The 18327-nt window shown below is 60.7% G+C and carries 14 protein-coding genes; 5 read left to right on the forward strand and 9 right to left on the reverse strand.

What is annotated here, in order from left to right; genetic code table 11:
* Positions 1–136 precede the first annotated feature (136 nt).
* On the forward strand, positions 137–2098 hold the full coding sequence (gene betT, locus ACQ4MY_RS08445) for a choline transporter BetT (RefSeq protein WP_172828122.1): 1962 nt from the start codon (positions 137–139) through the stop codon (positions 2096–2098).
* Positions 2099–2122: 24 nt separating this feature from the next.
* Here the strand turns inward: betT and ACQ4MY_RS08450 are convergent, their stop codons facing one another.
* Both ACQ4MY_RS08450 and ACQ4MY_RS08455 read right to left on the reverse strand, forming a co-directional pair.
* A complete protein-coding gene (locus tag ACQ4MY_RS08450; RefSeq protein ID WP_008083624.1) occupies positions 2123–2383 on the reverse strand; it encodes a hypothetical protein in 261 nt (86 codons plus the stop codon).
* A 184-nt stretch (positions 2384–2567) separates the two neighbouring features.
* Positions 2568–3605: a LacI family DNA-binding transcriptional regulator gene (locus ACQ4MY_RS08455; protein ID WP_440094786.1), complete on the reverse strand. Its 1038-nt coding sequence runs from the start codon at positions 3603–3605 to the stop codon at positions 2568–2570.
* A 206-nt stretch (positions 3606–3811) separates the two neighbouring features.
* On the opposite strand from ACQ4MY_RS08455, the gene ACQ4MY_RS08460 reads away from it, so the two are divergent.
* The 3 genes from ACQ4MY_RS08460 (at position 3812) to mgrA (ending at position 8589) form a co-directional block, all read left to right on the forward strand.
* Positions 3812–6037, forward strand: a complete 2226-nt coding sequence (locus tag ACQ4MY_RS08460; protein ID WP_440095018.1) for a TonB-dependent receptor — start codon at positions 3812–3814, stop codon at positions 6035–6037.
* 1 nt (position 6038) lies between these two features.
* On the forward strand, positions 6039–7358 hold the full coding sequence (locus ACQ4MY_RS08465; RefSeq protein ID WP_440094787.1) for an LLM class flavin-dependent oxidoreductase: 1320 nt from the start codon (positions 6039–6041) through the stop codon (positions 7356–7358).
* 193 nt (positions 7359–7551) lie between these two features.
* Positions 7552–8589: an L-glyceraldehyde 3-phosphate reductase gene (gene mgrA / locus ACQ4MY_RS08470; RefSeq protein ID WP_440094788.1), complete on the forward strand. Its 1038-nt coding sequence runs from the start codon at positions 7552–7554 to the stop codon at positions 8587–8589.
* 160 nt (positions 8590–8749) lie between these two features.
* On the opposite strand, the gene tauD is transcribed toward mgrA, so the two are convergent.
* The 7 genes from tauD to ACQ4MY_RS08505 form a co-directional block, all read right to left on the reverse strand.
* A complete protein-coding gene (tauD, locus tag ACQ4MY_RS08475; RefSeq protein ID WP_440094789.1) occupies positions 8750–9589 on the reverse strand; it encodes a taurine dioxygenase in 840 nt (279 codons plus the stop codon).
* A 143-nt stretch (positions 9590–9732) separates the two neighbouring features.
* Positions 9733–10572, reverse strand: a complete 840-nt coding sequence (gene tauC / locus ACQ4MY_RS08480; RefSeq protein WP_008086818.1) for a taurine ABC transporter permease TauC — start codon at positions 10570–10572, stop codon at positions 9733–9735.
* Positions 10569–11363 carry a taurine ABC transporter ATP-binding subunit gene (tauB, locus tag ACQ4MY_RS08485; RefSeq protein ID WP_007917917.1) on the reverse strand — a complete coding sequence of 265 codons (795 nt, stop codon included), beginning with the start codon at positions 11361–11363 and terminating at the stop codon, positions 10569–10571. The genes tauC and tauB overlap by 4 nt, the downstream gene beginning before the upstream one ends.
* A 16-nt stretch (positions 11364–11379) precedes the next feature.
* A complete protein-coding gene (gene tauA / locus ACQ4MY_RS08490) occupies positions 11380–12357 on the reverse strand; it encodes a taurine ABC transporter substrate-binding protein (protein ID WP_008086822.1) in 978 nt (325 codons plus the stop codon).
* A 302-nt stretch (positions 12358–12659) separates the two neighbouring features.
* Positions 12660–14243: a glutamate--cysteine ligase gene (gene gshA, locus ACQ4MY_RS08495; protein ID WP_440094790.1), complete on the reverse strand. Its 1584-nt coding sequence runs from the start codon at positions 14241–14243 to the stop codon at positions 12660–12662.
* 246 nt (positions 14244–14489) lie between these two features.
* On the reverse strand, positions 14490–14873 hold the full coding sequence (locus tag ACQ4MY_RS08500; protein ID WP_053116527.1) for a PaaI family thioesterase: 384 nt from the start codon (positions 14871–14873) through the stop codon (positions 14490–14492).
* Complete coding sequence (locus tag ACQ4MY_RS08505) at positions 14873–17197, reverse strand: Tex family protein (RefSeq protein ID WP_282358868.1); 2325 nt, start codon at positions 17195–17197, stop codon at positions 14873–14875. The genes ACQ4MY_RS08500 and ACQ4MY_RS08505 overlap by 1 nt, the downstream gene beginning before the upstream one ends.
* Before the next feature lie 360 nt (positions 17198–17557).
* Here ACQ4MY_RS08505 and ompR point away from each other — a divergent pair, with 360 nt between their 5' ends.
* The gene (gene ompR, locus ACQ4MY_RS08510; RefSeq protein ID WP_008080479.1) at positions 17558–18298 is read left to right on the forward strand and encodes an osmolarity response regulator transcription factor OmpR; all 741 of its coding nucleotides are present in this window, start codon (positions 17558–17560) and stop codon (positions 18296–18298) included.
* Positions 18299–18327 lie beyond the last annotated feature (29 nt).

An 18327-nucleotide genomic window follows, 5' to 3' on the forward strand; every position in this document is an offset into this window, starting at 1 on the left:
TTAAACCGGTGGTTCGCTGCCCGCTCACAACAGGAGGCTTGCCTTTGCTGAGTCCGATCATTTCAGCCACGTTTCAACCCCTCGAGGTGCACGTTTCATGAGTGCATCGTCTACCCCCGCCAGCGGTCTGGTGCGCATGAATCCGCCGGTGTTCTACTTCGCCGCGACGGTCATTCTGCTGTTTGGTCTCGTCGTTATCGCCATGCCTGAACAGGCCGGCGCCTGGCTGCTGGAAGCGCAAAACTGGGCGGCCAACACGGTCGGCTGGTACTACATGCTCGCGATGACCCTGTATCTGGTCTTCGTGGTGGTCACCGCCTTATCCGGCTACGGCAAGATAAAACTCGGTGCCGACCACGACGAACCCGAATTCAGTTACCTGTCCTGGGCCGGCATGCTGTTCGCCGCCGGGATCAGCATCACGCTGTTCTTCTTTTGCGTCTCGGAACCGCTGACCCACATGTTGCAACCGCCGCAAGGCGAGGCCGGCACGGCGGATGCGGCGCGTCAGGCAATGCAGGTTCTGTTTCTGCACTGGGGCCTGCATGGCTGGGGCGTGTTCGCCTTCGTCGGCATGGCGCTGGCCTACTTCGCTTACCGCCACAACCTGCCGCTGGCGCTGCGCTCGGCGCTGTATCCGCTGATCGGCAAACGCATCAACGGCCCGATCGGTTACGCGGTCGACGGCTTCGGCATCATCGCCACGGTGTTCGGCCTCGGTGCCGACATGGGCTTCGGCGTGCTGCACCTCAACTCCGGTCTCGACTACCTGTTCGGCATCGCTCACACCCAATGGATTCAGGTCGGCCTGATCACGCTGATGATGGGCGCGGCGATCATCGTGGCGGTCTCCGGCGTCGATAAAGGTGTGCGGGTGATGTCCGACATCAACATGCTGCTGGCCTGTGCACTGCTGCTGTTCGTGTTGTTTGCCGGGCCTACCCAGCACTTGCTCAACACTTTGATCCAGAACATCGGCGACTACCTCGGCGCCTTGCCGATGAAGAGTTTCGACCTCTACGCCTACGACAAACCGAGCGACTGGCTCGGCGGCTGGACGGTGTTCTACTGGGCCTGGTGGATTGCATGGTCGCCGTTTGTGGGCCTGTTCATCGCACGGATTTCCCGTGGCCGCACCATCCGTGAATTCGTCTTCGGTGTGCTGTTGATTCCGCTCGGTTTCACCCTCGCGTGGATGTCGATCTTCGGCAACAGCGCCATCGATCAGGTGCTCAACCACGGCATGAGCGCGCTGGGCATGTCGGCCCTCGACAATCCGTCGATGAGTATTTACCTGCTGCTGGAAACTTATCCATGGAGCAAAACCGTCATCGCCGTGACGGTGTTTATCAGCTTTGTGTTCTTCGTCACCTCTGCCGATTCCGGCACCGTGGTGCTCTCGACCCTGTCGGCCAAGGGTGGCAACCCGGACGAAGACGGGCCGAAATGGCTGCGGGTGTTTTGGGGTGCGATGACCGCGCTGATCACCAGTGCGCTGCTGTTCTCCGGCAGCATCGATGCACTGAAGTCAGCGGTGGTGCTGACGTCGTTGCCGTTCTCGCTGATTCTGTTGTTGATGATGTGGGGCCTGCACAAGGCGTTCTATCTCGAGTCGCAGAAGCAGATCGCGCAGTTGCATTCGCTGGCGCCGGTTTCGGGATCGCGGCGTGGCACGGGCGGCTGGCGTCAGCGCTTGAGTCAGGCTGTGCACTTCCCGTCGCGCGACGAGGTGTACCGTTTCATGGACACCACGGTGCGTCCGGCGATTGAAGAAGTGACGGCGGTGTTCGTCGAGAAAGGCCTGAACGTGGTCACCCAGCCGGATCCGGCGAATGACAGCGTCAGCCTGGAAATCGGCCACGGTGATGCGCATCCGTTCATCTATCAGGTGCAAATGCGCGGCTACTTCACGCCGTCGTTCGCGCGTGGCGGGATGGGCTCGAAGCAGCTCAACAATCGCCGCTACTACCGCGCCGAAGTGCATTTGAGCGAGGGCAGTCAGGACTACGATCTGGTCGGCTACACCAAAGAGCAGATCATCAACGACATCCTCGACCAGTACGAACGCCACATGCAGTTCCTGCATCTGGTGCGTTAATTGGCACCTGAGCGCCGGGTCTTTTCAGGACTCGGCGCTCAGCACCATGAACAACACCATCGCCGCCAGCGGCACGCCGAACACCGCACTGCCAATCGCTATTTCCGAACCCAGCGGTTGCTTCGCATGCACCACACCCACCGCGCCATTAATCACCGTCAACGCCAGCCACAGGGCGGCGAAGCTGTAGGCCATGGTCTGCCGGCTGAAACCGATGTGCTCGCCGATGTACAGCATGAGGGCGAGCAGGACCAGGCCGAAGAAAATGATGATGGCGGTGTGCATTGTGGTGCCTGCGGGATGTGCGGTGCCTGATCGGCCGCCATCGCGGGCAAGCCCGCTCCCACAGGTTTCGGGGTTGGACACAAAATTTGTGAACGACGCAGAACCCTGTGGGAGCGGGCTTGCCCGCGATGGGGCTACCTCGGTGTCATATAAAGCATAGCCAATCCAGTCCCCGCCATATTCATCAGGTGCTTTCGCGTTCGATGACTTGGCACTGCAGCAGATTCAGCCGCTGCACCTCGTCGCTTGGTAATACACCGAGACTTTCCAAAACGCGCGTTGCGGCCAGTACGCCAATCTCCAGCGCCGGTGGTTTGATGGTGCTCAGGCTGGGCAGCAGCATCTCGGCGAACGGGTAGTCGCCAAAGCCGAGAACGGCGCAGTCTTCGGGGATTTTCATACCGGCGCGTTGCCCGGCGAGCAGGCCGCCGGCGGCGAGGTTGTCGTTGGCGAAGATGATTGCGTCCGGGCGCGGTGAGGTGTTCATCAAGGCGTCCATCGCCTGCTTGCCGGCCTCGAATGGTGCGCGGTCAGCGTCAGGGGCGAACACCCACGGCTCCAGGCCGGACTCTCGCAAGGTCGCCGCGTAACCGTCGCGGCGCTCCAGGGCGCTGAAGTCTCCCGTTGCGCTGTTCTGCACGAACGCAATGCGTCGATAGCCTTTTCCCAGCAGATACTTCGCCGCCGTCACGCCCACCTGGAAATGCGAAAAACCGATCTGCATCGGCTCGCGATCCGGTTGGTAATCCCAGGTTTCAATCACCGGAATATCCGCCTCGGCGATCATTTTTTCCGTGCCCGCGCTGTGAAAATGGCTGGTCAATACCAGCGCCGCCGGCGCCCAGCCGAGAAACGCGCGCACGGCATTTTCTTCCTGCTCGGTGCTGAAGTAACTCGACGCCAGCAACAGCTGATAACCATAACGACTGAGCGTGTCGCTGAAGCCTTGAATGGTGTTGGCGAAGATCGGCCCGGAAATGTTCGGAATCACCATGCCGACGATTTTCCCCCGCGCCGAGGCCAGCCCGCCAGCTACCAGATTCGGTACATAACCCAACTCTGCTACCACCGCCGCAATCCGCTCGCGACGCTCGGGCGAAACCTGTTCGGGCTGATTGAAATACCGCGACACGGTGATCGCGGAAACCCCGGCCTCGCGCGCCACCACATTCAGGGTCACGCGTCCGGCGCCACGGCGTTTGCGCGGTTTTTCTTCGCTCATGGTTCGATCCTTGTTAAAAACCAAATCGCATATAAAACTAATTTTTCAGTATTGGACGGTCTATGTGCGGATGGCCAATATTGGTGATGTTAGCGCTAACAAAGCGCGTTGTCTGCTACTCGCTCGAGCGAATGCCCAAGACACCGATTCAGGCGCTGTCGTCGCAGAACGGCAGCGGATCAGGGCCAATTTCGAGCGGGCAGAACATGCACAACATTCCTGGGGCGACACACAAACTGGCGCAGTCGATTCGCGCCGCTGGCTGGTTACTGACGGGGCTGGCGGCGCTGCCGTTGCCCAATGCATTCGCTGCTGACAGCAGCGATCAGGAGCCGACGCTGAAGTCGGTCACCGTCACCGCGACCCGCCGCGAAGAGTCGCTGCAAAAAGTGCCGGTCGCGGTTTCGGTGATCGACGGCGAGCAGCTCGAACGCGATAACCGCAACGGCGTGGCAAGCATCGTTCAGCAAGTGCCGTCGCTGAATTTCCGCACCGGCGCGTCGAACAAAGACACCTCGTTGTTTGTGCGTGGCGTCGGCACGATTTCCACCTCGCCGGGCGTTGAGCCAACCGTGGCGACGGTGATTGATGGCGTGGTGTATGCGCGTCCGGGACAGGCAACCATGGATCTGCTCGATCTTGAGCGCGTCGAGGTTTTACGTGGCCCGCAAGGCACACTGTTCGGCAAGAACGCCTCGGCTGGCGTGCTCAACATCACCAGCAAGGCACCCACCGCCGAGACCCACGGCTACATCGATCAGTCGTACTACAGCGGCAACGAAAGCCGCACCCGATTCGGCCTCGGCGGCAGCCTGATTCCGGACACGTTGAAAGGCTCGATCAGCACGCTGTTCGGCACCTACGACGGCAACGTCGACAACCAACACAACGGTCAGGAGGTCAACGGCTACAACCATCGCGGTGTGCGTGGCAAACTCGAATTCACCCCGAATGACGACGTCACTTTCACCCTGATCGCCGACTACATGCAGTCCCACGACGACGGCCCCAATGGCGTGGTCAGCAAGTCGCTGACCCCGGCCTTCGCCAACGCGCTGAGCCCGGCGTATGCCTCCAGCCACAACCGCGACATCAACACCGACACTCGCTCTCACGTTGAAGACATCAACAAAGGTTTGTCCGGCCAGCTTGACTGGCAACTGGGCGATTACACCCTGACGTCGATCACCGCTTGGCGTGGTTGGGACAACACGCAGTATCAGGACGGCGACCGACTCGGCACGGTGACCGCAGCGTTTCCCGGCACGGCTGACAAGGGCGATCTGGCCTTCGATCAATACTCGCAAGAGCTGCGTCTGGCTTCACCGAAAGGCGAATTTCTTGAATACGTCGGCGGCCTGTTCTACATGCACGGCAAGGACGAAGAGACCTATCAGCGCACGCTGACCACCACCTCGCGCACCGACCGTGGCGTCGCCGATTACAGCACCACTAGCGACAGTTACGCGGTGTTCGGCGAGAGCACGCTGAACTTCACTTCGGACTTTCGCGGCATCGCCGGCCTGCGCTACACCCACGATGATCTTGAATACGATCACCGCCGCGTGTCGACGTCGGCCACCACCGTCAGCGGTATCCAACCGGCGACCAGCAGCTCAGGTTCTGTCGATGAAGATGGCTGGTCCGGCCGCCTCGGTGTGCAGTACGACTTGAGCGATGCAGTCACCACTTACCTGACCTATTCGCGCGGCTACAAAGGCCCGGCCTACAACGTGTTTTTCAACATGCAGCCGCGCGACACCGAAGCCCTCAAACCGGAGACTTCGAATACCTGGGAGGCGGGCATCAAAGCCACGTCCTGGAACAATCGCCTGACTACCAACCTCGCGGTGTTCCACAGCGAGTACGACAACTACCAGGCGAACTTCTTCGATACCGTCGCCGGGCAGGTGGTGACGCGTCTGATCAACGCCGGCAGCGTCAGCACCGAAGGCGTCGAACTCGATTACGCCCTGCAAGCGACCCAGCAACTGAAACTGTCCGGCGCACTGGCCTACACCCGCGCACGAATCGACGAATTCGCCTGCCCGGCGGGCGCGGCGGCGTCGTGCAACGTCAACGGCAAACCGCTGCCATTCAGCCCGGACTGGAAAAGCTACGTACGCGCCGACTACACGATCCCGCTGGATAACGGTCTGGATATCGAACTCGGCACCGACTACAGCTGGCAGAGCGAAGTGCAGTACGACATCAGCCAGAACGTCGACACCAAACAGGGCGCTTACGGTATCTGGAACGCCAGTGTCGCACTCGCCGATTACAGCAATGGCTGGCGTGTCGCCTTGCTCGGCAAAAACCTCGCTGACAAGTCTTACTCGCCGGTGCTCGCCAGCGGTGGCAACTACATCTACCGCGCCGTGCCACGCGATGACGAGCGCTACTTCGGCGTGCAATTGCGCAAGGATTTTTAAGATGAGCAGACAGTTGAAACTCGGCGCATTTCTCATGGCCACCGGGCACCACGTGGCGGCGTGGCGTCATCCGGATGTGCCGGCGAATGCGGGACTGGATTTCGCCCATTACAAACGGCTGGCGCAAATTGCCGAAGCGGCGAAGTTTGATGCGTTGTTTGTTGCTGACAGCGTTGCCGCGCCGACCCAGGACATCGCCAGTCGCATGGCGCGCTCTGATCACTTTGAGCCGTTGACGTTGCTCTCGGCGCTGAGTGCGGTGACCGAGCACATCGGTCTGATTGCGACGGCGACTACCAGTTACAACGAGCCGTATCACGTGGCGCGCAAATTCGCTTCGCTCGATCATCTATCAGGTGGGCGAGCGGGGTGGAATCTGGTGACTTCGGACAATGCTGCCGAGGCGCTGAATTTCGGCCGCGAAGAACATATTGGCCATGCCGAGCGCTACAGCCGTGCGCGCGAGTTTCATCAGGTGGTCACCGGGCTCTGGGACAGTTGGGAGGACGATGCGTTTGTGCGCGACAAGGCGAGCGGGGCGTATTACGAGCCTGCGAAGTTGCATGTGCTGGATCATGTCGGCGAGCACTTCCGGGTCAAAGGCCCACTGAACGTTGCGCGCTCGCCGCAGGGGCAACCGGTGATCGTGCAGGCCGGATCTTCCGAGACTGGGCGTGAATTGGCGGCGCAGACGGCAGAAGTGGTGTTTACCGCGCAGACCTCGCTGGCCAACGCTCAGGCGTTTTACGCCGACCTCAAGGGACGTCTGCCCAAGTACGGTCGCAGCGCCGATTCGCTGAAAATCATGCCCGGGGTTTTTGTCGTGGTTGGCCGCACCGAAGCCGAAGCGCAGGAAAAATGTGAAACGTTTCAGCAATTAGTCGAACCCGAGGTTGGCGTCGCGTTGCTTGGGCGTATGCTGGGCAACTTCGATTTGTCGAAGTACCCGCTGGACGGGCCGTTGCCCGAATTGCCACTGACCGAAAGCGGCCAGCAGAGTCGGCAGAAATTGCTCACTGAGCTGGCGGGGCGGGAGAACCTCAGCCTCGCCGAGTTGGGCCGCAAGATTGCTGGCGGGCGCGGGCATTATAGCCTGGTCGGTACGCCTGAGCAGATTGCTGATCGTTTGCAGGAATGGTTTGAACAGCGCGCTGCGGACGGCTTCAACTTGCTGGTGCCGCACCTGCCGGGCGGGCTCGAAGACTTCGCCAACGGCGTGGTGCCGGAACTGCAACGGCGTGGGTTGTTCAGAACGGAATACGAGGGCCGGACGTTACGCCAGAACCTTGGCCTGGCCCGACCTGTAAACCGTTTCGCATGATTGGTAGGGCTTTTGTGGTGAGGGGATTTATCCCCGACGGGTGGCGGAGCCGCCCCAAGACCTGAAACCTCGGTCAACCTGATGTACCGAGTGCGCTGGTTTTACGACTGCTTCGCAGCCGATCGGGGATAAATCCCCTCGCCACAAAGGTGTTCGGTTTCTGATGACTAAAAGACAGACAAGAGAGGATTCGATGACTTACACCGCTGCCGAAAATCGCTATGACTCCATCCCTTACCGCCGCGTCGGCCGCAGCGGTCTGGTGCTGCCGGCGCTGTCGCTGGGCCTGTGGCACAACTTCGGTGACAGCACGCCGATCGACACCCAGCGCTCCCTGCTGCGCACCGCGTTCGACCTGGGTATCAACCACTTCGACCTGGCCAACAACTACGGCCCGCCGTACGGCAGCGCCGAGATCAATTTCGGTCGTCTGCTGCGTGAAGACTTCAAGCAATACCGCGACGAACTGATCATCTCCAGCAAGGCCGGTTGGGACATGTGGCCCGGCCCTTACGGTCAGGGCGGCGGCTCGCGCAAATACGTGCTGGCCAGCCTCGACCAGAGCCTGCAACGCCTGGGTCTGGACTATGTGGATATCTTCTATTCGCACCGCTTCGACCCGGACACCCCACTGGAAGAAACCGCCAGCGCCCTCGCCACTGCCGTGCAGCAGGGCAAGGCGTTGTACATCGGGATCTCGTCGTATTCCGGCGTGAAAACCCGTGAAATGGCGGCGTTGTTGAAAGAGTGGAAAGTGCCGCTGCTGATTCACCAACCGGCGTACAACCTGCTCAATCGCTGGGTGGAAAAGGATCTGCTCGATACCACCGATGAACTCGGTACTGGCGTGATCGCGTTCACTCCGTTGGCGCAGGGTCTGCTCACCGACAAATACCTCAACGGCGTGCCGGCGGATGCGCGGGTCAATCGTCCGGGCGGTGGTTCGTTGCAGGCTTCGCACTTGTCCGAGGCCAACATCGCTCACGTGCGCGCACTGAACGAGATCGCCAAGCGTCGTGGTCAGAGTCTGGCGCAACTGGCGCTGGCGTGGACGCTGCGCGATCCTCGGGTGACCTCGGCACTGATCGGCGCTAGCCGGCCGGAGCAGATTATCGAGAACGTTGGGGCGTTGAAGAATCTGAGTTTTAGCGCGGAAGAGCTGGCGGAGATTGACCGGTTTGCCCAGGAGGGCGGGATCAATCTGTGGGAGAAGCCTTCGACGGCGGAGTGAGCCTCTCGAAGCTGATCGTTCCCACGCTCCGCGTGGGAATGCATCCACGGACGCTCCGCGTTCGGCTTTAGACGGGACGCAGAGCGTCCCGGGCGGCGTTCCCACGCAGAGCGTGGGAACGATCAAGGTAGGAGCTGCCGCAGGCTGCGATCTTTTGATCCTAAAAAAAAGGCACATCCCCCAGCACTGTCGCCCGCTGCATCACCCGCCGCGCCGGGCGGTAGTCATCCACCGCGTAATGCTGCGTCACGCGGTTGTCCCAGAAAGCAATATCGTCCTGCTGCCAGCGCCAGCGAATGGTGAATTCCGGCCGTGTTGCATGGGCGAACAGGAACTTCAGAATCGCCTCGCTCTCGGTTTCCGACAGCTCATTGATCTTCGACGTGAAGCCTTCGTTGACGAACAGCGAGCGCCGCCCACTGACCGGATGCGTGCGAATCACCGGGTGTGACAGCGGTGGATTCTTGCGCCGTGCTTCTTCCCACTGCGCCAATGCTTCTGGCGTGTTGCCGTAACGTTCCAGCGGAAACGAGCGCGTGAAGTCGTGAGTCGCAGTCAGGCCTTCAAGCAAACCTTTCAGCGGCGCTGACAGCGCTTCATACGCAGCAATCCCGCTGGCCCACAACGTGTCGCCGCCAAACTCCGGCAGCAACTTGGCGCTGAGCACCGCGCCCATCGCCGGCGTCGGCAGGAAGGTCACGTCGGTGTGCCAGATCGCGTTGTCGCGCACGTCGGTGACGGCGGTGTCGAGGATCAACACTTCCGGCTGTTCCGGCACGTTCGGGTAGATCGGGTGAATGTGCAGGTCACCGAAGTACGCCGCAAAGCGCGCCTGTTGTGGCGGTTCGATTGGTTGGTTGCGGAAGAACAAAACCTGGTATTTGAGCAGCGCCTGCTCGATCGCGTCGCGGTGTTCCAGGCTCAGTGGCTGGCTGATGTCGACGCCGCTGATCTGTGCGCCGAGGGCCGAGCTTAATGGGGTGATGTCGAGGCTGCTCATGGTCTTTCTCTTCAATTGCGGATAACCACCTCCCTGTAGGAGCTGCCGCAGGCTGCGATCTTTTGATCTTGATCTTTTTAAAAGCAAGATCAAAAGATCGCAGCCTGCGGCAGCTCCTACAGGGGGGTGATTCAAAAGATGTTTTAGTGGGCCTGGCCGTGCCACGGCACCAGTTTGCGCTGCAGGGCGCGCAGGCCCATTTCCATGGCGAAGGCGATCAGGGCGATGACCAGAATCCCCAGCACCACAACGTCGGTGACCAGAAATTGCGCGGCCGATTGCACCATAAAGCCTAAACCGCTGGTGGCAGCGATCAGTTCGGCGGCGACCAGCGTCGACCAGCCAACACCCAGACCAATGCGCACGCCAGTGAGAATGTCCGGCAACGCGCTCGGCAATATCACATGACGAATCAGCTGCAAACGCGTCGCACCCAACGACTGCGCCGCGCGCAATTTAGCCGGGTCAACCGTGCGCACGCCGGTGGCGGTAGCGATGGCAATCGGCGCGAAAATCGCCAGATAAATCAACAGCACTTTCGACAACTCGCCGATGCCGCACCAGATCACGATCAGCGGCAGATAAGCCAACGGCGGAATCGGCCGGTAGAACTCGATCAGCGGATCAAGCACACCGCGGGCGATGCGGTTGGCACCGATAGCAATGCCCACCGGCACAGCGGTCAAAATCGCGAAACCAAGGCCCAGACCGATGCGGCTCAGGCTCGCACCAAGGTGCTGCCACAACGTCGAATCCATGTAACCGGTAGTCGCCAGCAACCAACCCTTTTGCAGCACGGCGGACGGTGGCGGCAGGAACAGCGGCTCGATCAATCCAGTGGCAGTCACCGCCCACCAGATCGCTAACAATGCAAACAAGGTCAGCAAGCTGATCCAGCGCGTGCTGAGGCTGCGGCGCAGCGGAGTCACCACCGATGCGCTGACCGGTTTTACCGCAGCCGAGGAAACGTCGTAACTGCTCATGCGCGCTCCTGCCGTTGCCCGGCGCTGCGTTGCGAGAACACTTTGCTCAGCACGTGTTCGCGGGTTTCGATAAAGCGCGGATCGGATTTGATCGCGCGGGCGGACTCGCCAGCGGCGTAACGCTGACCGAAATCCAAGTGCAGACGCTCAACGATCTGCCCCGGATTCGGCGCGAGCAGAATCAGGTCAGTGGCGAGGAACACCGCTTCTTCAATGTCGTGGGTAATCAGGAAAACCGGCTTGGCGGTGCGCTGCCAGACTTGCAGCAACAGCTCCTGCATCTGTTCGCGGGTGAACGCGTCGAGCGCGCCGAAGGGTTCGTCCATCAGCAATACGCGCGGGTCAGCAGCGAGGGCGCGGGCGAGGCCGACGCGTTGTTTCTGGCCACCGGAGAGTTGCCAGATGCGGCGGCTTTCGAAACCGGAAAGATCGACCAACGCGAGCATTTCGCGGGCGATCTTTTCGCGCTTGTCCTTAGCGACGCCGGCCAGCTCCAGACCGAATGCGACGTTGGCCAACACGTCCTGCCAAGGCAGCAACGCGTCGTCCTGGAACACCACGCCACGTTCGGCGCTCGGGCCTTTGACCGGCACGCCGTCGAGGGTGATGCGCCCGGCACTCGGTTCGACGAAACCGGCAATCAGGTTCAACAGCGAAGTCTTGCCACTGCCGGACGGGCCGAGGGCGACCAGCAATTGCTGAGGCCCCAGGGTCAGAGAAATATCCGCCAGCACCGGTGTCGGGCTGCCCGGGTACTGTGCGCTGATGCGCTCCAGCTGTAGCAAGGCCATCGCGGTTAACTCCCGATCAGTTGGTGATGAATTTGGCGCTGACGTACGGCGCGTAGTCCGGCAGAACGGCTTCGACCTTGCCTTGCTCCTTGAGGAACGCAGCGGTGTCGGTGATGGCTTTGGTGGTCGGCGCGCCGAGGGTGACGACCTGGTCAGCGGCGAGCGGGTAGACGTTGCCTTGCAGCAGCAATGGGATGTCGCTGGCCTTGGCGCCAGAGAGTTTCACCAATTTGTCGACGTTGGATTGATCGGCGAGCCAGGCTTTCGGGTCTTTGCGGTAGTCGGCGTAGGCGTCGAGGGTGACCTTGGCGAACGCGGTGACGATTTCCGGGTGCTTCTCGGCGAAGTCTTTGCGCACGATCCACGCATCGAAGGTTGGCGCGCCAAACTTGGCCAGCTCGCCGGAAGTGATCAGCACTTTGCCGTTTTCCTTGGCCACACCGAGTGCCGGATCCCACACGTAGGTGGCGTCGATATCACCGCGTTTCCACGCGGCGATGATCGCTGGAGGGGCGAGGTTGAGCACAGTGACTTTCGAAGGATCGATGTTCCAGTGCTTCAGCGCCGCGAGCAGGCTGTAGTGACCGGTGGACACGAACGGCACGGCGATTTTCTTGCCGACCAGATCTTGCGGGGTCTTGATGCCGGAACCGTCGCGGGCGACCAGCGCTTCGGCAGCGCCGATCTGAGTGGCGATGAGGAAGGTTTCGACCGGGACTTTGCGGGTGATCGCGGCGGTCAGCGGGCTCGAACCGAGGTAGCCGATCTGCACGTCACCAGAGGCGATGGCAGCGATGATGTCGGCGCCGTTATCGAACTTGCGCCAGGCAATGTCGGCTTTGGTGGCCTTTTCGTAAGCGCCGTCGGCCTGAGCGACTTTCGCCGGGTCAACGGTAGTTTGGTAGGCGACGGTGAGGTCGGCGGCCTGAGCCAGAAAACTCGCGGCGGCCAGGGAGGCTGCGGCGAGCAGGCGAAGCGGAAAATTCAGTTTCATTGAAAAGCTCCATATCAGGCGACCGAGCGTCGGCGTGAAAGGAGACTAAATGATCTAAGAATCAGTAAATAAATAACTTTTTCGAATGAGCTTATGAGCGGAAAAATCTAAGCCTTAGGGGGAACTGGCGCTTTTGTGGCGAGGGGATTTATCCCCGTTCGGCTGCGCAGCAGCCGTAAGACCTTCCTATACGGTGTATCGGATAAATCGCGTATCTGGCTTTTGGGGCTGCTGCGCAGCCCAACGGGGATAAATCCCCTCGCCACAGGAACCAGTCAGCACACAATTTGTGTTCTGACAGATCAGTTACTGATCGCCAGAATGCTCGCCTGATACGACCCGACAAACACATCAAAATCGCCCACCTCGTTCTGCTCCAGCTCAGCCTGCGCAGCCAGCGAAGTACGCGCCAGCTCCTCAAACTTCGCCTGCTCATCCGCCGCCAAAGGCTCGCTACGGAAAAACTCCGCATGCGCCTGGCTCTGACGCAACGAGAACTGCGCAAAGCTTTCCTTATGCTCAGCCATCGCCGCCAAAACCTGCGCGGACGGCGTCAGGGACGGATCGCTGACTTTGGCCAGTTGCGCATCCAGTGCCTTGCTGTGCGCATCGCCGCCATGGCTCTGATCCAGCAACGCCGCCAGCGGGGCGATTTGTTCCAGCAGTTCGGCAGCCCAGGTCTTCATCTCGACCGACTCACCGTCACGCTGCAACTCCAGACCCGGACGACGACCTTCCTTGACCACGCTGAGGAAGTTCGACGTCGCATTGCCACATGAAGTGTTGGTCAGCAGCGGGCTATCGTTCAGCGCGCAGAACAGCAGGAACGCGTCGAGGAAGCGCGATTCGGTGAGGTCGATGCCCATCGGCAGGAACGGGTTGATGTCCAGGCAGCGCACTTCGACGTACTGAATGCCACGGGCCACCAGCGCCTGAATCGGCCGCTCGCCGGTGTAGGTCACGCGTTTCGGGCGGATGTTGGAGTAGTACTCGTTTTCGATCTGCAGGATGTTGGTGTTGAGTTGCACCCACTCGCCATCCTTGTGCGTGCCGACTTCAACGTACGGCGCGTACGGCGTGGCGACGGCTTTGCGCAGGCTGTCGGTGTAACTCGCCAGATCGTTGTAGCACGGCGTCAGACCGGCCTGAGCGTTGCTCTGGTAACCGAGGTCGCTCATGCGCAGGCTGGTCGCGTACGGTAAGTACAAGGTGTCCGGATCGAGCTGTTCCAACTGATGCGAACGACCACGCAGGAAACCGGCGTCCAGCGCAGGCGAGGCACCGAACAGGTACATCAGCAGCCAGCTGTAGCGGCGGAAATTACGGATCAGCGCGATGTAGGAAACCGACTGGAAATCGCGATCCGTGCCGACAAACCCTTCGGTTTCACGCAGCAGCGGCCAGAGCTTTTCCGGCAGGGAAAAGTTGTAGTGAATCCCGGCAATGCACTGCATGGTCTTGCCGTAGCGCAGGGCCAGGCCCTTGCGGTAGACGTACTTGAGCTGACCGATGTTGGAGGTGCCGTAATAGGCGATCGGGATGTCTTCCTCGGCCGGCAACGGGCACGGCATCGATGGACTCCACAGGTACTCGTTGCCGAGTTTGCTGTAGGCAAAACGGTGAATCTTGTCCAGGCTCGCCAGCGTATCAGCCGGGTCGGGCAGGGCGGGCGTGATGAATTCCAGCAGCGACTCGGAGTAGTCGGTGGTGATCTGTTCGTTGGTCAGCGCGGAACCCAAGGCTTCGGGGTGCGGCGTTTGCGCCAGGCGACCTTCGCTGGTCACGCGCAGGCATTCACGTTCGATACCGTGCAGGCACTGCTCGAGCAGAGAGAGGTTAGCGCGCTCGCCGAGCAGAGCCAGGCGGCGGTTGAGAAGTTCGCTCAATTTGGATTCCTTCACGCGTCAGTCGCCCCAATATGGGGGTGGGCAGGACGGTCTACAAGGGTGAAGTTAAAACTGGCGTTTTCGCCTGGTTTTTCTAACCGGTCAGCCGCACACATACCTGTAGGAGCTGCCGCAGGCTGCGATCTTTTGATCTTGCTCTTGGAAAACAAAATCTAAAGATCGCAGCCTGCGGCAGCTCCTACAGGATTCGTTGCGCCGAAATTAACTCAAAATGATGACCGGTAGCTACAGGACAGCGAACGTGCCTTGTGCTTTTGCGACCAGTTTGTCGCCCTGCATCACGTCGGCTTCAACCACCAACGTGCGGCGGCCCGGGTGGATGACCCGCGCCGTGCACATGACCTCGCCGTCGGAAACGGCGCGGATGTAGTTGATCTTGCACTCGATGGTCGCGCTCTGCTGATCGAAGCCGTGAGTGCTGGAACAGGCCAGCCCCATGGCGATGTCGACCAGACTGAACAGCGCGCCACCGTGCAATTTGCCGCCGCGATTGCGCAGTTCCGGTTCCAGCACCAGGGCGACTTGCGCCACCCCGGTTTCCAGGCTGTGCAGGCGGCAGCCCAACAGCTTGAAAAACGCGCTCTCGACGAGCCCGGCCGGAATTTCCATCAGCGTTTCTTCAATTGCTTGGCGTTGGCGAACAGCGAAGCCATCGCGTTGTTCACCGGGGCGGCGGTGGCGGTTTCCTTGCGTGGCGCGTTGTTCGACGGCTGGCGTTGCGCCGAGCCCGGACGCGAGCCACGGGCACCGTCGATCTTCTCGCCCGGAGTGTCGCCCATGCGCATCGACAGGCCGACGCGTTTGCGTGGTATGTCGACTTCCATGACCTTCACTTTCACCACGTCACCGGCCTTCACCGCTTCGCGTGGATCCTTGATGAACTTCTCCGAGAGCGCCGAGATGTGCACCAGACCGTCCTGATGCACGCCGATGTCGACGAAGGCACCGAACGCGGTCACGTTAGTGACCACGCCTTCAAGGATCATCCCCAGTTGCAGGTCTTTCAGGTCTTCAACGCCTTCCTGGAACTCGGCTGTCTTGAACTCCGGACGCGGGTCGCGGCCCGGTTTTTCCAGCTCTTGCAGAATGTCGGTGACGGTGGGCAGACCAAAGGTCTCGTCGGTGAATTTCTTCGGATCCAGACGCTTGAGGAAGCTTGCGTCGCCGATCAACGAGCGGATGTCGCGGTCGGTTTCAGCGGCAATACGCTGCACCAGCGGATAGGCTTCCGGGTGAACGGCCGAGGAATCCAGCGGGTTGTCGCCGTTCATCACGCGCAAGAAACCGGCCGCCTGTTCGAAGGTTTTTTCGCCCAGACGCGCGACTTTCTTCAGGGCTGCACGGGTTTTGAACGCGCCGTGCTCATCGCGGTGAGTCACGATGTTCTGCGCCAGCGTCGAGTTGAGGCCGGAAATACGGGCCAGCAGCGCCACCGAAGCGGTGTTTACATCAACGCCGACGGCGTTTACGCAGTCTTCAACTACCGCATCCAGACCGCGCGCCAGTTTCAGTTGCGAAACGTCGTGCTGGTACTGGCCGACACCGATGGATTTCGGATCGATTTTCACCAGTTCTGCCAGTGGATCCTGCAGACGGCGGGCGATGGACACGGCGCCACGGATCGACACGTCGAGATCCGGGAACTCCTTGGCCGCCAGTTCCGATGCCGAGTACACCGACGCGCCGGCCTCGGAAACCATGACCTTGGTCATCTTCATCGCCGGGTATTTTTTGATTAGTTCGATCGCCAGTTTGTCGGTCTCGCGGCTGGCGGTGCCGTTGCCGATGGCGATCAGGTCAACCGAGTGCTTGGCGCACAGGGCGGCCAGGATGGCGATGGTCTGATCCCACTTGTTGTGCGGCACGTGCGGGTAAACCGTGGCGTGATCAAGCAGCTTGCCGGTGGAGTCGACCACGGCCACCTTGCAACCGGTACGCAGGCCCGGATCGAGGCCCAGAGTAGCGCGCGGGCCGGCCGGGGCGGCCAGCAGCAGGTCGTGCAGGTTGTGGGCGAACACGTTGATCGCCTCGGTTTCGGCGCCGTCACGCAGTTCGCCGAGCAGGTCGGTTTCCAGGTGCGTGTAGAGCTTGACCTTCCACGTCCAGCGCACCACTTCGCCGAGCCATTTGTCGGCCGGGCGGTTCTGGTTCTGGATGTTGAATTGCTGGCCGATCATGCCTTCGCACGGGTGCATGGTGCCCGGCAGCTCGTCGCCGACTTTCAGCGCAGAACTGAGGATGCCTTCGTTGCGGCCACGGAAAATCGCCAGCGCGCGGTGCGACGGCATGCTTTTCAGTGGTTCGTCGTGTTCGAAGTAGTCGCGGAACTTGGCGCCTTCCTCTTCTTTGCCGGCGATAACGCGGGCACTGAGGGTGGCTTCCTGTTTCAGGTAGTTACGCAGTTTTTCCAGCAGGCTGGCGTCTTCGGCGAAACGTTCCATGAGGATGTATTTGGCGCCTTCGAGGGCTGCCTTGACATCGGCCACGCCTTTTTCGGCATCGACGAAGCGTGCGGCTTCGGTTTCCGGGGCCAGGTTCGGGTCGTTGAACAGGCCGTCCGCGAGATCGCCGAGGCCGGCTTCCAGGGCGATCTGGCCCTTGGTGCGGCGCTTCTGCTTGTACGGCAGGTACAAGTCTTCGAGGCGGGTCTTGGTGTCGGCAAGCTTGATGTCGCGCTCAAGTTGCGGGGTGAGTTTGCCTTGCTCCTCGATGCTGGCGAGGATGCTGATGCGCCGTTCGTCGAGTTCTCGCAGGTAGCGCAGACGCTCTTCCAGATGACGCAACTGGGTGTCATCGAGGCTGCCGGTGACTTCTTTTCGGTAACGGGCGATGAAGGGAACGGTTGAGCCTTCATCGAGTAGCGCGACGGCCGCTTCGACCTGTTGTGGGCGTACGCCGAGTTCCTCGGCGATGCGGCTGTTGATGCTGTCCATAAAACCACCTGACATATTGTGAAAGCAGGCTCGCAGGCACGGAAATAAAGGCCCGGAGTCTGGTTGAGCGGCATGAAGATGGCCGCTGCCTGGGTCAAAAGGCACCCCATTGACCCGTGAAATCGAACAATTACTGCGGTTGCCATGAAAAAAACCGGCTGCCACCTGCGGTAACGATTCAGACGTTGCCTGGCACAAAACGCCGCGCATTATAACCAGCGTTCTGTCATTCGGGGGCGTTGCAGTCTGTAGGCATAAACCCCGGTTTTCTGGCAGTGAAGGAAAAATCTGCTAACAATGCACACGGTGCGTATAACGGCAGCTACGCCATAATGCGCGCCGAGCTAAAAGGAGCATCCAATGAGCAGCACTGCACAAACTGCTGAAGGCGAAAAAATTCTTATCGTTGATGACGATCCGGGGCTGAGCAGCCTGCTGGAACGTTTCTTCGTCAGCAAGGGCTACCGCGCCCGTACCGTTCCGAACACCGAGCAGATGGATCGTCTGTTGTCGCGTGAGGTGTTCAATCTGGTCGTACTCGACCTGATGCTGCCGGGCGAAGACGGCCTGACCGCTTGCCGCCGTCTGCGCGCCGCGAACAATCAGATCCCGATCATCATGCTCACCGCCAAAGGCGATGAGATCAGCCGCATCAAGGGCCTGGAACTGGGCGCCGATGACTATCTGGCCAAGCCGTTCAACCCGGACGAGCTGATGGCCCGGGTCAAAGCCGTTCTGCGTCGTCAGGCCGCACCGGTGCCGGGCGCGCCGGGCAGTGAAGACGAAAACGTCACCTTCGGTGATTACGTGTTGTCGCTGGCCACCCGGGAACTGAAGCGCGGCGACGAAGTGCACATGCTCACCACTGGTGAGTTTGCGGTACTCAAGGCCCTGGTGATGAACGCGCGTCAGCCGCTGACCCGCGACAAGCTGATGAACCTGGCCCGTGGCCGCGAATGGGATGCCCTCGAGCGTTCCATCGACGTGCAGATCTCGCGTCTGCGCCGGATGATCGAACCCGATCCATCCAAGCCGCGCTACATCCAGACTGTCTGGGGCGTGGGCTACGTGTTCGTACCGGATGGCGCCGCCACCAAGTGATCGGCGATTTGTAGGAGCGGGTCTGTGGG

The sequence above is a fragment of the Pseudomonas sp. SM4 genome (assembly GCF_051913165.1).
GTDB lineage: Bacteria > Pseudomonadota > Gammaproteobacteria > Pseudomonadales > Pseudomonadaceae > Aquipseudomonas.